Source organism: Arthrobacter sp. TJ-266 (assembly GCF_058269115.1).
Genome location: NZ_JBZCNC010000003.1, coordinates 575,030 through 590,156 on the forward strand (window position 1 = coordinate 575,030; position 15,127 = coordinate 590,156).

Below are 15,127 nucleotides of genomic sequence, written 5' to 3' on the forward strand. Positions count from 1 at the left end.
TCGTCAAGATCACATCAGGTCGACGCAGCGCGTTCCGGCGCGGACGACGGCGTCCGCGGGCTCGGCTGCGGCAATGCTGTGGCGATCCTGACCCGCCCGCGCGTGTTCGTACCGGTTGTGGTGGTTACAGTGGGAGCCGCCGGCGCCGGGTGGGCGCGGGTCTGACGGCCGGCGGAAGAGGGATCATGGACGAGCACGAGCTGCGGGCGCGCAACAACATCACCGAGTTCGGGCCCGAGGGGGCCCCCGTTCTCCTCTTCGTCCACGGCTTCGGCACGGATCAGGGGATGTACCACCGCATCCTGCCGCGGTTCACGGACCACTACCGCGTGGTGCTCTTCGATCATGTCGGCTCCGGGCAGTCGGACCCGTCCGCGTACGACGCCGCGCGGTACGCCGGCATCGAGAGGTACCGTGACGATCTGCTCGAGATCCTCACCGTGCTCGATCTGCGTGAGGTCACCGTGGTGGGTCACAGCGTGGGTGCGATGATGGCGATCTCCGCGGCGGCGCTCGACAGTTCACGGATCGCCTCGGTGGTCCTCATGGCGGCGTCCCCCAGTTACGTGGACCGCGTGGAGGACGGGTACGACGGCGGATTCTCCCGCGAGGACCTCGACGAACTGTTCGCCTCTCTCGATGCCAACTATCTCGTCTGGGCGGCACGCATGGCCCCCGTCTTCATGGGTACGCCCCACCAGCCCGCGCTCGGCGCGGAACTCCAGGACAAGTTCCAGCGCACCAACCCGCAGACAGCCCGTGAGTTCGCCCGCGTGGCCTTCCTGTCCGACGTCCGTCACCTCCTCGCCGAGGTGCCGGTGCCGGCGCTGATCCTGCAGTGCAAGGACGACGTCGTCGCGCCCGTGCACATCGGCGCCTACATGGCCGCGCGCCTGAGGTACCCCACCCTCGTGAACATGGCCGCGCGCGGCCACTTCCCCCAGGTGAGCGCGCCCGACGAGACGGCGGACGCCGTGCTCGCGTTCCTGGCGGAGGTCGCCGTGCCACGGGTGGCGGGGTGACGACCGCCGCCGCAGGCCCGGATCCGGGCTCCGCCGCCGTGCTCGCGGCAGGTCGGGAGGGGGCGCACACGGGCCCGGACTACGAGGAACTGTTCCGGGCGGCCCCGGCCGGCTACGTGGTGGCGTCGACGGACGGCACCATCGCCGTCGTCAACGACCTGCTGTGCGCGTGGACGGGCCGCACCAGGGACGAGCTCGTGGGCACGAGCTTCTTCCGCCTCTTCCCCGCCGGCGACCGCATCATGTTCGTGACGCACGCCCTGCCGCAGCTCGACGACACCGGCGTGATGACGGAGCTGTCCGCGGACTTCCTCGGCCAGGACCGCGCGCGGATCCCCGTGCTGATCTCCGCCACGAGGACCACCGCGGCGGACGGTTCGCGGCAGGACCGCTTCGTCGTGTTCCGCGCGGCGGAGCGCCGCCTCTACGAGCAGGAGCTCGCTGAAGCCCTGCACAGTCTGCAGGAGGCGGAGAGTGCCCGGCAGGAACTGCTCGACGAGGCGCGGCAGCAGGCCATGCATGACACCCTGACCGGTCTGGCGAACCGGACGCTGCTGGAGCGTGCCACGCAGGACGCCCTGATCGCGGCGGCCGCGATGGCCGCGACCGTGGGGCTCCTCTTCTTCGACGTCAACAGGTTCAAGCGCATCAATGACAGCCTCGGTCACTCGGCGGGCGATGAAGTGCTCCGGCACGTGGCGCTGTGCCTGCGCGCCGCAGTACGCGAGGCGGACATGGTGGCCCGCTACAGCGGCGACGAGTTCGTCATCCTCGTTCCGCGCATCAACGCGGAGTCGGATCTCGCGGCCATCGAGGACAGGGTCCGGGCGGAACTGCTCGCGCCCATCGCCATCGGGGGGCGGAACGTGTCGGTGGACGTCGCCGTCGGCTGGTCCACGGTGGCCCCGACCGCGGAGTCCGTGCAGACCGTGGACGTCCTCGCGCGCGAACTGATCGACGTGGCGGACGCCGCGATGTACGAATCGAAGGCGCGCACGCGCGGACAACCACTGCGGCGCGAGCAGAGCCCGGACCGGCTGCGGCTGGAGACCGACCTCCGCGGCGCCGCTGCGCGCGGGGAGCTCGTGATGAACTACCAGCCGCAGTTCGACGGCGCCACGCTCGCCCTCGTGGCCGTGGAGGCACTCGTGCGCTGGCAGCACCCCGACCTCGGCCTGCTCCCGCCGGGCGCGTTCATCGGCATCGCCGAGGAATCAGACCTGATCGAGGAGGTGGGCGAGTACGCGCTCGTGGCCGCGTGCACGTTCGGTGCGCTCGTGCACGGGCTCGGGTACCCGCTCGAGATCTCCGTGAACGTGTCCGGCAGCCAGCTGCTCAACCCGGCGTTCGGCGGCCTCGTGGCCGAGACGCTGCTCGCCACGGGGCTCCCGGGAACGGCCCTGACCCTCGAGATCACGGAGTCGCGCATCATCTCGACGTCCGTGATCGACGATGGCGTGCTGCATCATCTGCGGGATCTCGGCGTCGGTGTGTCCGTGGACGACTTCGGCACCGGCTACTCCTCCCTCGCCCACCTCCACCGCCTGCCGGTCACGGAGGTCAAGATCGACCGCTCGTTCGTCGCCGCCATCACCGACGAGGACTCCACGGGCCTGATCGCCGGCATCATCGGCCTCGGCCGGGGCATGAAGCTCCGGATCGTCGCCGAGGGCATCGAGACCCCCGCGCAGCTGCAGGTGCTCCGCGCCCTCGGGTGCGATCGTGTGCAGGGATATCTGCTCGGGCGGCCGGCCCTGCAGGAGGCCCTCGCCGACCACCTGCCCGTGGGTCGTCCCGCGCTGCAGCCTCTGCTGTCGTCGTCGGTCCCGGCGGCTGCGGTGCGCCGCCGAGCGCGTCCGCGCCCGGCCGTCGCGGTGTGAGTCAAGGATTCCCTGCCCGGGTACGGGAAGGCGTTCCGATTGGGTAGCATTCTCTAGGTCGTTTAGCAGCAGGCGGCACATCTCCTCCCTCCCGGCAGCATCGCGCGTGGTCGTAAGGGTGTTCGTAAAGGGTTATCTGTTGCTCGATCATGACAACGGCAAGGTCTCGGCGAATCCGGGCCTCCTCCAGGACCTCGTCCTCGACAGCGACGACGTCGAGGCGTTCCTGACGAAACTGGTCACCATGGCGGGGCGTACGTTGTCAGCGGAGGACGACGAAGTGCTCTGCGGGGTGACGCTCCTGCGGGAGCGCTCGAAGGCGACGGTGGCGAGCAACGGGCCCGAGGCGCAGAAGATGGACGAGATCCAGTACGAGTTCAACGACGGCCCGTGCTTGCGCGCGGCCCGTGGCGGTGATGTGGACTACGTCAGCGACTTCGACAGCGAGACGCGCTTCCCCGGCTACGCGGAGGCCATCTCGCAGCACGGCATCAAGTCGGCGCTCGGCGTCCCCATCCCGCTCGAGGGCAATGCCACGGCGGCACTGAACTTCTACTCGCCCCTCACGGACGCCTTCAGCGAGGAGGCCATTGCCGCGGCGCAGCGTTTCGCCGAGGAGGTGTCGGCGTCGCTCCGTCTCGCCATCCGCATCGCGGAGCTGACCGATTCGACGGCGCACATGCGCGCGGCCATGGAGAGCCGTACCACCATCGATCTCGCGGTGGGTGTGATCATGGCGCAGAACAGGTGCTCGCAGGACGCCGCCATGGAGATCCTGAAGGCGGCCTCGAGCTCGCGCAACATCAAGGTGCGGGACATCGCCGCCTCCGTGCTCGAATCGCTCAACCAGGGGCCGGTGCGCACCCACTTCGACTGAGCATCCGTTCGGCGTCGTGCCGTCGCCATGACGTCCGCCGGGGCCGCGCCCGCCGTCCGGCCGTTTGGCAAGGACGGCGCACTGCTGCCGGCGCCGGTTGACCACCCGTGGGAGGCACGTGGTCGAGTGGACAGGATCACCTCTTCGGTCAAGGAGCGGCTGAGGGGGTGATCCCGGGTGGCGCACGGTGCGACATCCGTTCGCGGAGTCCGTTCGGGCCGCGAGTTTGACGGCGATTGCTAGGGTACGTCGCGAAGGGTGTTGAGGAACCAGCACCCCTCAGCCCTGACGATCGGTTGATGAACCATGCCCTCACGCGGCGCCGACATGACCCCCGAAGGCGCAGAGCCCTCGGGCTTCGAGGGCTGCCTCACCGGAACGTACAGCCACGTGTTCGGGAGCGACGTCCTCGTCTGGTCTGACGAGATGTACGAGATCCACGGCTACGGGCGCGGCGAGGTGGTCCCCACCCTGGCGATGGGCACCAGCCACATCGTGCCGGAGCAACGCGCGATCGCGGAGGGTTTCTGGGCGCAGCTCACCACGGTGGGCGGTCCGGTGTCCGCGTACCTCACCATCCGTGACTCCGCCGGCGCCGTGCGCCAGGTACTCACCACCGCCGACCTACTGCTCGACGACGACGGCGTGCACGCCATCGGTATCCAGGGTCTCGTCGTCGACCTCACGCGTTCCATCCACGCGGACTCGCACCGGCTCGCCAACGAGGCCGTGGCGGCGTCCGCCCTGAAGCGCAGCATCATCGAGCAGGCGAAGGGCGTGCTGGTCTGCCTCACGGGCGTCACGGCGGCCGAGGCGTACGAGCTCATGAACCACCGCAGCCAGCACGTGAACCGCAAGGTCTCGGCGATCGCCCAGGACATCATGGACGCCGGGGCTCGCGCAGGGGCTCGCGCCGGTGGTGACACGCCCCGGGAGGATGCACAGGCCTTCCTCGAGAGCCTCTGACCCGGAAAAGCCCACCCGCGGGATCACGCAGGTGGGCTTTCCGGCCTGTGGTGCTTCCGCGGACGTCAAGCCGCCGAGCGGGCCCTGCGCGAACGGACGAGCAGTGCGATCCCGCCGAGGACCGCGGCGCCGATCGCGCCGGCGGTCAGGGGCGCGGAGGTGTCCGTTGCGTCGGCAGCGGCGGGCGCCGCCTGCGTGACGCCGGTGTCCGCTCCGCCCATGGGGAGGGCGGTGAGCTGACCGCGCACCGCCCCGGGGACGAAGGTCGAGGTGTGGGTGTCGGCACTGAAGCCGGCGGGGTTGGCCTCGATGGACTTCAGGGAGAAGCCCTCGCCGGTGTCCACGCCGTCGGCACCGGGCAGGCCCGTGGTGAACGGACCCTGCAGGCAGCCCGAGCTGGTGAGGACCTCTCCGGTGCCCTCGGGGTTCGGGAAGGCGATGCGCGGCGGGCCGTTGGTGCCGGCAGCCGTCTGGTGGATGTGCGTGGCCGTCTTCGCCATGCTCTGGTACGGCGGGGTGACGCCGTTCAGCGTGATGTCGTAGCAGATGATCTCGAGGTCGGAGTTGATCGAGAAGTTGAAGGTGCCGGTGGCACCGGCCTCGCCCGGCGCCGGGTTACCGTCGGTACCGATCACGTTGTCGGGGGTCGCGGTGACCGTGTAGGCGCTCGTGAAGGAGTCGGGCCGGTCCACCGCCGTCTCGGCGGAGGCGGGGGCGGCTCCGGCGGCGAGCAGGAGCGCCGCCAGTCCGGTGGCCGCTGATACTGACGTGAGGCGTGACGCCGTCGTTCCGTGCATGATGTCCCTTCCGATGCGCGGTCCCGTGGATCGGGGCCGCAGTGCACGGATATACTCGCTGCGCCGGGCAGGCGTTCATCCGGGAGGTGATCCCGTCCTGAGATGAACGCCGATGTCCTGAACTCCGTATACCCTCGGACGGCCTTCGCGGGGGAGTGGGACGATGCTTCGCACAATGGATGACGAGATGGAGGACGGCCTGCTCGAATCTGCCGCGCCGGCCTTCGACGTCCACGCCGCCTTCGAGGAGCACGGGCGTGCGCTCTACGGCTACGCCTACAACTGCACGCTCGACACGGCGATCGCGGAGGACTGCGTGCAGGAGGTCTTCGTCCGCGCGTGGACGGCCCGGGACAGGTACCAGGCGAGCCGGGCCTCCGAGCGGACGTGGCTCTTCGCGATAGCACGGAACGTGGTGATCGACCAGGTGCGTGCCAGGGCGAAGCGGCCCACACCGGTGGAGGACGAACGCATCGAGCGGAGGCTGGCGCCGGTCACCGAGACCGACGTCGTGGATGATCGCCTCACCCTGCTGGGCGGGTTGGCGAGACTCAGCGAGGAGCACCGCGCCGTGATCGTCGCCGTGCAGCTCGACGGCATGACGTACCAGCAGTTCGCGGAGGCCAGTGGGGTCCCCGCAGCGACATTGAGAACCCGCATGTACTACGGACTGAAGGCCCTGCGTGCAGAACTAGGAGAGGAGGAACGCCGATGACCAGCGAGTCGTCATCCCGCGAGGAACGCATCATCGCAGCCGTGGCCGGGGACCTGAGCGAGGAGGAGCAGCGGCGTTTCGACGCCGAGTACGCAGCCGACCCCGGCCTGCGCGCGGAGGTCGACGCGGCGCGGTCGGTGCTCGAACGCCTCGCGCGGGCGGACCTGGCCTGGCACGAGCCCGATCTCCCGGCGGGCCTCGAGGAGCGCGTCCTGCGTGCCACCGCCGCCGACCCCGTGGCGTCCGAGGCCTCCATGGCATCGGTGGCGGCAGCCCCCGCCCTCGTGCCCGGGGCCGCTGCGTCCGACGTCGTGCTCACGGTTTCCGGGCACCCCGCGCCGGCTGACCTCGGGCAGGCCCGCGCACGCCGTGCGTCGCGCCGCTTCGGCGTGGTCACCCTCGGGGCGGCCGCTGCGTCCGCCCTGCTCGTGGGCGGGCTCGCAGGTGCCGGTATCGCACAGCTCTCGGACGCCCCGTCGGAAGGGCCCCCGGGCACGCTCGGAGCCCTCGAACCCGTCGCCTTCACCGACGTCGCCGAGGGGGCGCGGTTCACCGGGTCGGTCGTCGCGCACACCTGGGGCACCGAGACCGTCCTCGAGATCGACGGGCTGCGAGTCGGCGAGACCTTCGAGGTGGTGGTGACGCGCGACGACGGGGCGGAACTCGTTTCCGGGACCTTCCTCGGCGCGGAGAAGACCGTGACGTGCAGCATGAACGCCGCCGTGCTGCGGCAGGACGTCTCGGCCGTCGAGATCCGCGACGCCGCGGGGGCTGTCGTCGCGACGACCGCACTGCCCGACGTCTGATCGACGTCTGCTCGAGCTGAATCACACCGGCGGTGCTCGGGCCCTTCTCCTAGAGTGGGGACATGACTCGAACCTCCCGCAGCACCTCGGACGGCGACAGACCCGGCACCCGGCAGAGGCCGGGTGACGCTCGATCCCGAGCGGCTCGATGAACGGGGAGCTGCTGCTCAACATCGCTCTGGTGTTCGTGTTCGTGCTGATCGGGGGTGTCTTCGCAGCGACCGAGATGGCGCTCGTGACGCTGCGCGACAGCCAGGTGAACGCGATCGCGCAGCGGGGTAAGCGGGGCGCGAAGGTGGCGGCCCTGGCCCGGAACCCGAACACCTTCCTCTCGGCGGTGCAGATCGGCGTGACGGTGGCCGGTTTCGCCTCCGCCGCCTACGGGGCGTCGTCGATCGCCCCGTCCGTGGCTCCGCTGCTCGTGACCGTCGGGTTGGGGGAGCAGGCCGCGCTGACGGTCGCCACGATCGTGCTGACGCTCGTCGTGGCGTACCTCTCGCTCGTGCTCGGCGAACTGGCGCCGAAACGGCTCGCGATCCAGCGGAGTGCGCAGTTCGCCTACGCGGTGGCACCGGTGCTGAACGGTTTCGCCGTGCTGATGCGGCCGGTGATCTGGCTGCTGTCGGTCTCCACGAATGCGGTGGTGAGGCTCCTCGGCGGTGATCCGAACAGCACCGGTGAGGCGTTGTCCGAGGAGGAACTGCGTGACATCGTGACCAGCCACGAGGGGCTGCCCGAGGACGAGCGGCGCATCCTCGACGACGTCCTCTCGCTGCGCAACCGGCAGGTCAGCGAGGTGATGCGCCCCCGTCCGGAGGTCGTCGCCGTCTCCACGAGCGGCACGGTGGCGGAAGCGATCGCCCAGATCGCGGACCTGCCCTTCTCCCGCTACCCGGTGGTTGACCAGTCGATCGACGACATCACAGGATTCGTGCACGTACGTGACCTCTACGACGCCGCGTCACGTCATCCGGACGCCTCGCTGGAGGACATCGTGCGTCCGATCCTCTACCTGCCGGCCACGGCACGCGTGCTGCCCACGCTCACGAAGCTCCGCGCGCGCAACACGCACATCGCCGTCGTGATCGACGAGTACGGCGGAACCGACGGGATCGTGACGCTCGAGGACCTCGTGGAGGAGGTGGTCGGCGAGATCTTCGACGAGTACGACACTGACGGCGCGACCCCGCGGCTGGAGGAGGGTGGCGGCGTAGTGGACGGCCGCCTCAACCTGCAGGACTTCGCCGAGGCCACCGGCGTGGAGTTGCCGCGTGGCACGTGGGACACCGTGGCCGGCTTCGTGCTCGACAGCCTCGGCCGGCTCGCGGTCGAGGGGGACAGGGTGGAGGTGGACGGCGCGACGCTGCAGGTCACGGCGATCGATCGCCGGAGGATCGCCGAGATCCTCGTGATCCCCGCAGTTGAGCCATCCGACCCCTCCGGCTCCTCCGAGTCGGATGCCGCATCGGGAGCCCACGGAACGGGCGAGCCCGGACCTGGCCGACGCGACCGGTGACGGCCGGGTGGCCGGTTCCACTGCCGTCCTCCCGGGCGCTGCCGCGTGACGCTCAGCCGGACGGTCGTCGAGGCACGCCGCATAGGATCTGATCCATGAGAGTGCTCATCGTCGAGGACGAACCGCTGCTCGCGGCCTCGGTGCGTGACGGCCTCCGCCTCGAGGCGATCGCGGCGGACATCGCGCCCGACGGCGCGCATGCGCTGGAGAGCCTCGCGGTGAACGACTACGACGTCGTCCTCCTCGACCGTGACTTGCCCGTCATGAGCGGCGACGAGGTGGCCCGCCGCATCATCGAGCAGCACCTTCCCGTACGGATCATCATGGTCACCGCCGCGGACCGGCTGGACGAGAAGGTTGCAGGGTTCGAGCTCGGGGCGGACGACTACGTGACCAAGCCGTTCGACCTCAGGGAATTGGTCATGCGGCTGCGGGCGCTGAACCGGCGGCCGTCCGCCGCGGTGCCTCCCGTCCTCGAATTCGCCGGGCTGACGCTCGATCCGTTCCGCCGGGAAGTGCACCGCGACGGCCGGCCGGTCCCCATGACCCGCAAGCAGTTCTCGGTGCTGGAGCTGCTGATGTCCGCCCGAGGCGGGGTGGTCAGCGCCGAGCGACTCCTCGAGGGTGCGTGGGACGAGAACGCCGACCCCTTCACCAACGCCGTGCGGTTCACCATCTTCTCGCTGCGCAAGCGGCTCGGCGACCCCTGGCTGGTGCAGACCGTCCCGGGCGTCGGGTACCGGATGGTGGACCCGGACGACGCCGGCGCTGCCCACCCCATCACCCGATGAGCGCTCGCCTCCGGTTGACGCTCAGCTACGTCGGGTTCCTGTTCCTCGCCACGGCGGCCATGCTCGCCCTGCTCCTCTACGTCATCCGGTTCATCCCCGACGGCAACCTGCAGGAGGCCGCGAGCCAGAACTTCGCACCGGGGCAGAGCGATCTCCTCGAAGCTTTCTGGCCCCGGGCCCTCCAGGTGTTCTCGGTGCTCATGGCGGTGGGCACCGCGGGCGGCTGGTTCCTCGCCGGTTACATGCTGCGGCCGCTCGACCGGCTGAGTACCGTGGCGCAGCGCGTGTCCGAGGGATCGCTCGACCAGCGGGTGGGTCTCGCCCGCGCCGACGAGTTCGGCCACCTGGGCCGGACGTTCGACGGCATGCTGGACACCCTGGAGGCATCCCTCAGGGAACAGCAGCGCTTCACCGCCAACGTCTCGCACGAACTCCGCACTCCGTACGCGATCTCCCGGGCGCTCCTCGACGTGGCGCTCGCGGACCCCGAACACGTGGACGTGCGGCAACTGGTGACCCGCCTCGACTCGACCACGCGCCGGGGCGCCGGCGCCGTGGAGGCACTGCTGACCATCGCCACCCTCGACCACCTCGTGCACCTCGAGCGGCGCCCCGTGGACCTTCCGGTGCTGGTGGGACGCGTGGTCGATGACATGCAGCCCCTCGCCGCAGAAGCAGGCGTCGTGATCAGCACCGAGCTCGGTGAGGCTGATTTCGACGGCGACGAGGCACTCGTGGGACAGCTCGCCATGAACCTCGTCCTCAATGGGGTACGCCACAACCTCCCGGCGGGCGGTGAGGTGTACGTCAGCACGGTGGCCGGGCCCGACGGCGGCGCGGAGCTCCGTGTCCGCAACACCGGACCGGTGGTGCAGGCTTCCGTGGCAGCCACGTTGGTGGAACCCTTCGTCCGCGGCGTGGGGCGGGCCGCGTCCCCGGACAGCCCGGTGGTGACCGTCACGGGAAGCGGCCTCGGACTCACGATCGTGGCCCGGGTGGCGCGGCTGCACGGCGCCGGCCTGCTGATCACTCCGCAGGCCGGCGGTGGGCTCGACGTTCGCGTCACCTTCACCGCGGACGGGGCGTTCTGAGCGGACGGCACGAGGTCCGTGGTGGTCCGCCGGTGCGGAACCGTCAGCCGGCCGCGGGTGGGCGGACGTCGAGCACCCACGTGACGCCGAAGCGATCGGTCACCATCCCGAAACCGGGTGACCACTCCGAAGCCGCCAGCGGCTCCACGATCGTGCCGCCCTCGGACAGCCGCTCCCAGTACCGGGTGAGTTCCGGGAGGTCGCCCGCCTGCAGCGACTGGAAGAAGGTGCGGTCGGTGATCGTGCTGCCGTTCTCCCGCCGCGTCGAACCGGCCGTCGCCGCGAAGGCGTCGTCGTCCGCACCCGGGATGTCGTATGCCATCAGCCGGAGGCCGCCCAGGGCTGTCATTTGGCCGAAGACCACCCCGTCCGCATCGGGTAGGTCCGCGGGCATTCCCACCTCGGCGTAGCTGGTGGCGGTGACCTCGCCGCCGAACACTCCGCCGTAGAACTCGAGGGCCTGGCGGGCGGTGCCGCGGAAGTTGAGGTGCGTCGTCGTGGAGATGCTCATGATGGTCCTTCTCTCGTCGTGGATCGGCAGGTCTGCCGTCCGGGAACCACCCTGCCGATAGAAGAGGCCTGTTTCTGTCCTCTACCCGATCGATACTGGAACCCATGTCAGGTTCTTCACGCATGCTCGCCTTGCTCTCGATCCTGCAGACACAGCGCGACTGGCCCGGTCACGTCCTCGCCGAGCGGCTGCAGGTCGCTCCGCGGACGGTGCGGCGGGACGTCGATCGCCTCCGCCGGCTCGGGTACGAGATCGCAGCGATCAAAGGGCCCGACGGCGGCTACCGCATGGTTGCCGGCGCCGCTCTGCCGCCGCTGCTGTTCGACGACGACCAGGCCGTGGCGCTCGCGGTCGCCCTGCAGAACGCGCCGGCGTCCGGCGTCGACATCGACGAGGCTGCAGAGCGGACGCTCGCGACACTCCGGCAGGTCCTGCCATCGCGCCTGCGTCATCGGCTCGACGGGATCCGTTTCGACCGTGCGCCGGGGGCCACCCGGTCCGGAGAGCCCGTGGAGCCCGCACTGCTGGAGGCGTTGAGCGCGGCTGTCCGAACGTGCAGGGGCGTCCGGTTCCATTACCGTGACGAACCGCGCCGGTGCGAGCCGCACGCCGTCGTCGCCCGCGGTGCCCGGTGGTACCTGCTCGGCTGGGATCCGGACCGGGAGGACTGGCGGATCTACCGGATCGACCGCATGACCCTGCGAACGCCCGGTGGGGATGCCTTCGTGCGGCGGACCCTGCCGGGTGAGGATGCGGGCAGCTTCCTGGCCGCCCGGCTGAAAGGTTCTGCCGAGCGGGACGTGTGGCCCTGCACCGGCGTCGTCACCCTCGAGCTGCCGCTCGCGAGCATCGCCCCGTTCCTTGACGACGGCTCCGTGGAGGAACTCACGCCGGGATCCTGCCGCGTGACCATCGGCTCGTGGTCCTGGGCGGACGTCCTCGCCACCGTGCTTCGCTTCGATGCGCCGTTCAGCCTCGAGGGACCGCCCGAACTCGTGGACGCGGGATCGGTGGCGGCCGGCCGCCTGACCGCCGCATGCCCCGCACCGCTCGGGTGACCGATCACGCTGCGCGCTCGGCCGAACTGCTCAGCTGCGGCGGGCACGTACCGCCCGGCTCGGTGAGGAGCTCGAAGTGCCACATCTCGTTGGCGAAGGGCTGGCACAGGCCCCAGCGGTTCCCGAAGCGTCCCAGCCAGTCGGCGCCGTCCGTGAACCCGACGTCCACCGCCTCGCCCGTCACGTGAGTGGTGAGGTTGGGAGGGAGGACCCAGGCGAGAGCCTCCTCCTCGCTGCCGTACTCGCGGACCGCACCGTCGAACAGGCGCTGCTGGTACTCGACGCTCCGCCACCCGGAGGTCACCACGAGGCGGGTGTCGCGCACCGCGGCCTCGTCGGCGGCCTGCCGCAACGCATCGCGCAGGTCCGCGGACAGCAGGGTGATGGCCGGGACGTCGTCGAACGGTGACACCGGCGCGTCGAGTTCGCCGTACCCGGCCGGCCCTGGGGTTCCGGATGCGGATCTCGACGCGCGTCCGTCCGATGCACCTTCGTGCGCGGAGCCGGCGGCCGAGCCCCCGGCGGCGGGTTCGATGGCGCACCCCGGCAGGAGGAGGGCACCGATCAGTGCGAGGGCGACAGCTGCGCGGGATCGGAAACCGGAAGGGCTTGGGGCAGAGGCTGAGCGGTTCATGGGACGTCCTTCGTGAGGTGGGATACCTTCTCAGGACACACGGGCGCGCATTCGCTCAGCGTTAAGCGCGTGGTCCCGCAGCCGCTGACGGCCCGTTGCCGGTTGCCCTCGCCGCGGCCGCGGCCGCTGCGCCTGTGCCGGTCCGGCATCGGGCCGTCGTGGTCGGCCTGTATCGTGCGTCCCAGAGGCGGCAGGCGGCAGTCCACGGACCACGGTCCATGGATCACGGACCGCAGATGAGGGCGCGTAACGCGCGGTCGGCGAGGCGGAGGGTGGCAGCGGTGACGGACACAGTGCTCGACGTCGGTGGCATCGACGTCGCCTCCAGCCTTGCCCCCTTCGGCATGCTCCCGCGCGATCCCACGCTGCGCCTCGGCCCCGGCACCTTCGACCGCGCGACCATGACGCCGGAAGGTGCGGGCCGCATCACGGTCACCTGGCGCAAGGACACCAGCGAGGTGGGCGTGCGCACCGACGGCGACGGTGGGGATTGGTTGCGGCGTCAGGCCCCCGCCATGCTCGGCCTGCACGACGACGTCACAGGGTTCGAGCCCACGGCCGCCCCGCTGCGGAACCTCTGGCGGCTGCACCGCGGGGACCGCGTGACGGCGTCGGGCACCCTCTGGCACGACCTCGCCTGGTTCATCGTGCAGCAGCGCGTGACGCGGCAGGAAGCCGCGGAGTCGTGGTCGCGCATGGTGCGGGCCCTCGGTTCACCCGCGCCCGGTCCGGGCGATCTCGTGATCCCGCCGTCGCCCACCACGATCGGGCGCCTGACCTACGACCGCCTGCACCCGTTCGGGCTCGAGCGGCGCCGCGCGGAGCACCTCATCGCGGCGGCGCGCTGCGTGCACCGTCTCCTCGCCACGGAAGAGCCGGACGTCGATCGTGCTGCCGTGGCGCTGCGGGGCGTGCCAGGGGTGGGCCCGTGGACCCTGAGCTGTCTCCGCACCTTCACCTGGGGTTCGGCGGACACCGTGATCACGGGTGATTCCGGTATCCCGTCGCTCATCACGTGGCTCCTTGCACGGGAGCGCCGCGGGACCGACGAACGCATGCTGGAGTTGCTGGAGCCCTACAAGCCGCACCGGTACCGCGTGATCCGGCTCGCGTTCGCCAGCGGGGTCACGCCACCACGCCATGCCCCGCGCGCGCCGATTCGCTCCATCAGGAGTCACTGACTCCGGCGGACCGCCCGGTACCGATGCATCAGAGCGCGTCGAGCAGCTCCTGCATCTCGTCGATCTCCGCCTGCTGGGTCTCGATGATCGAGCCGGCCAGGTCGAGGGCCTCCTGATACTGCCCGGAGTCCATTTCCTCCTGCGCCATGGCGACGGCGCCCTCGTGGTGGGCGGTCATCGACACCAGGAACAGGCGCGACGCCTCCTCGCCTTCCGCGGCGTCGAGCTCGGCCAGCTGATCCTCGGTCATCATGCCGGCCATGCCCTCCATCGACTCCGCATCCTCACCCGAGTGCGAGCCCATGTCGTGGCCGCTCATGCCACCCTCGGCCTCGACCGGCTCTCCCCACGCCTCGAGCCAGTCGGTCATCGTCCCGATCTCGGGATCCTGTGCCGCCTGGATCCTCGTCGCGAGGTCCGCCACACCGGGGCTCACGTCGTCGGCGTCGAGCAGTATCCCGCTCATCTCCACGGCCTGCCGATGGTGCGGGATCATCTGCTGCGCGAAGGTCACATCGGCATCGTTGTGGTCCTCCGAGGCGCTGCCGGACGGCCGGTCAGCCGTTGAGGTAGCCGAGCCGGCCGTGTCCGAGGGGTCGGTGGTGCCGCCGGACGGCGCCCCGCACGCGGACAGCATGAGCGCCGCCGCGTGGGCGAGAACCGAGGTCAGAGTACGCGTCATGGTGGTTCCTCCGTCAGAAAGAGTCAGGGGTTTCGCCAGGCCGTCGTCATCCGCTTCAGCCGCGCCGGTCGGCGTCGCGGTTGCGGCGCAGCGGGTGATCCTTCCACGCGTCCTGGTCGTCCGGCGCAGGGCCGTAACCCGGGCGGAGCAGCGGCTCGTCGGGATCGTCCTCGCTGTTGACCTTCCGCACCGCACCCGTCCGGTGCGTCAGGTAGTAGCCCCGCCCCACCACGGCCGCGGCGGTGAGGATGATCAGCAGCCCGATCACCAGCAGTACCGGGGCCTCGGCAGGAATGGGCGTGCCCGTCGAATCGGCGCGCGCGAAGTCGGAGACGGCCTGCGGGACGAAGAGCGTGCTGAGGAATAGCAGGGCGAGGCCGGTCAGGTAGTGCTTGACGCCGAGTTTCATGGTGTCCCTTGTGCTTGCGTGGGCGCCGGCGTGGCGCCTGGAACGGCGGCAACGAAATCTCCTCGGCCGCGGACGGCCTCCGAGATATTGAAGCCGCCTTCCTCCAGACGCCACACCGGCGGTGTCGGTTACAGCTTAGGGGGCACCACCCTCACCTCGGCGTGGGGTCGGCATGGGGTGGATGAGGGGTT

At 70.4% G+C, this 15,127-nt stretch carries 16 protein-coding genes; 11 read left to right on the forward strand and 5 right to left on the reverse strand.

All coding sequences use genetic code 11. The annotated features are described in order from the left end of the window. Positions 1–185 precede the first annotated feature (185 nt). From AC4D12_RS11400 to AC4D12_RS11415, 4 genes are all read left to right on the forward strand, one after another. On the forward strand, positions 186–1,022 hold the full coding sequence (locus AC4D12_RS11400; protein ID WP_490950032.1) for an alpha/beta fold hydrolase: 837 nt from the start codon (positions 186–188) through the stop codon (positions 1,020–1,022). Beyond that, positions 1,019–2,902 (forward strand): sensor domain-containing protein, encoded by a 1,884-nt coding sequence (locus AC4D12_RS11405; protein WP_490950033.1) that lies wholly within the window; start codon positions 1,019–1,021, stop codon positions 2,900–2,902. The genes AC4D12_RS11400 and AC4D12_RS11405 overlap by 4 nt, the downstream gene beginning before the upstream one ends. A gap of 139 nt (positions 2,903–3,041) precedes the next feature. Continuing rightward, complete coding sequence (locus AC4D12_RS11410) at positions 3,042–3,779, forward strand: ANTAR domain-containing protein (protein WP_490950034.1); 738 nt, start codon at positions 3,042–3,044, stop codon at positions 3,777–3,779. 306 nt (positions 3,780–4,085) lie between these two features. Then, positions 4,086–4,745, forward strand: coding sequence for an ANTAR domain-containing protein (locus tag AC4D12_RS11415; protein WP_490950035.1), 660 nt, complete (start codon positions 4,086–4,088; stop codon positions 4,743–4,745). A gap of 65 nt (positions 4,746–4,810) precedes the next feature. On the opposite strand, the gene AC4D12_RS11420 is transcribed toward AC4D12_RS11415, so the two are convergent. Beyond that, positions 4,811–5,542, reverse strand: a complete 732-nt coding sequence (locus AC4D12_RS11420) for a CHRD domain-containing protein (RefSeq protein ID WP_490950036.1) — start codon at positions 5,540–5,542, stop codon at positions 4,811–4,813. A 163-nt stretch (positions 5,543–5,705) separates the two neighbouring features. Between AC4D12_RS11420 and AC4D12_RS11425 the strand changes: the two genes are divergently transcribed. The 5 genes from AC4D12_RS11425 (at position 5,706) to AC4D12_RS11445 (ending at position 10,461) form a co-directional block, all read left to right on the forward strand. After that, positions 5,706–6,257 carry a sigma-70 family RNA polymerase sigma factor gene (locus AC4D12_RS11425; RefSeq protein WP_490950037.1) on the forward strand — a complete coding sequence of 184 codons (552 nt, stop codon included), beginning with the start codon at positions 5,706–5,708 and terminating at the stop codon, positions 6,255–6,257. Next, positions 6,254–7,063 (forward strand): hypothetical protein, encoded by an 810-nt coding sequence (locus tag AC4D12_RS11430; protein ID WP_490950038.1) that lies wholly within the window; start codon positions 6,254–6,256, stop codon positions 7,061–7,063. The genes AC4D12_RS11425 and AC4D12_RS11430 overlap by 4 nt, the downstream gene beginning before the upstream one ends. 148 nt (positions 7,064–7,211) lie before the next feature. Further along, the gene (locus tag AC4D12_RS11435; protein WP_490950039.1) at positions 7,212–8,579 is read left to right on the forward strand and encodes a hemolysin family protein; all 1,368 of its coding nucleotides are present in this window, start codon (positions 7,212–7,214) and stop codon (positions 8,577–8,579) included. Between the two features lie 95 nt (positions 8,580–8,674). Then, positions 8,675–9,370 carry a response regulator transcription factor gene (locus AC4D12_RS11440; protein WP_490950040.1) on the forward strand — a complete coding sequence of 232 codons (696 nt, stop codon included), beginning with the start codon at positions 8,675–8,677 and terminating at the stop codon, positions 9,368–9,370. Then, positions 9,367–10,461 (forward strand): sensor histidine kinase, encoded by a 1,095-nt coding sequence (locus AC4D12_RS11445; protein WP_490950041.1) that lies wholly within the window; start codon positions 9,367–9,369, stop codon positions 10,459–10,461. The genes AC4D12_RS11440 and AC4D12_RS11445 overlap by 4 nt, the downstream gene beginning before the upstream one ends. A gap of 43 nt (positions 10,462–10,504) precedes the next feature. On the opposite strand, the gene AC4D12_RS11450 is transcribed toward AC4D12_RS11445, so the two are convergent. Next, the gene (locus tag AC4D12_RS11450; RefSeq protein ID WP_490950042.1) at positions 10,505–10,972 is read right to left on the reverse strand and encodes a VOC family protein; all 468 of its coding nucleotides are present in this window, start codon (positions 10,970–10,972) and stop codon (positions 10,505–10,507) included. A 104-nt stretch (positions 10,973–11,076) separates the two neighbouring features. Here AC4D12_RS11450 and AC4D12_RS11455 point away from each other — a divergent pair, with 104 nt between their 5' ends. Further along, entirely contained in the window at positions 11,077–12,030 is a 954-nt protein-coding gene (locus tag AC4D12_RS11455) for a helix-turn-helix transcriptional regulator (protein WP_490950043.1), read from the forward strand. Positions 12,031–12,034: 4 nt separating this feature from the next. Here AC4D12_RS11455 and AC4D12_RS11460 read toward each other — a convergent pair whose 3' ends face one another. Further along, a complete protein-coding gene (locus AC4D12_RS11460) occupies positions 12,035–12,664 on the reverse strand; it encodes a M15 family metallopeptidase (protein WP_490950044.1) in 630 nt (209 codons plus the stop codon). A gap of 281 nt (positions 12,665–12,945) precedes the next feature. On the opposite strand from AC4D12_RS11460, the gene AC4D12_RS11465 reads away from it, so the two are divergent. Continuing rightward, positions 12,946–13,845 carry a DNA-3-methyladenine glycosylase family protein gene (locus AC4D12_RS11465; RefSeq protein ID WP_490950045.1) on the forward strand — a complete coding sequence of 300 codons (900 nt, stop codon included), beginning with the start codon at positions 12,946–12,948 and terminating at the stop codon, positions 13,843–13,845. Positions 13,846–13,873: 28 nt separating this feature from the next. On the opposite strand, the gene AC4D12_RS11470 is transcribed toward AC4D12_RS11465, so the two are convergent. Beyond that, positions 13,874–14,527 carry a DUF305 domain-containing protein gene (locus tag AC4D12_RS11470; protein ID WP_490950046.1) on the reverse strand — a complete coding sequence of 218 codons (654 nt, stop codon included), beginning with the start codon at positions 14,525–14,527 and terminating at the stop codon, positions 13,874–13,876. A gap of 55 nt (positions 14,528–14,582) precedes the next feature. Continuing rightward, positions 14,583–14,936 carry a hypothetical protein gene (locus AC4D12_RS11475; protein ID WP_490950047.1) on the reverse strand — a complete coding sequence of 118 codons (354 nt, stop codon included), beginning with the start codon at positions 14,934–14,936 and terminating at the stop codon, positions 14,583–14,585. Positions 14,937–15,127 lie beyond the last annotated feature (191 nt).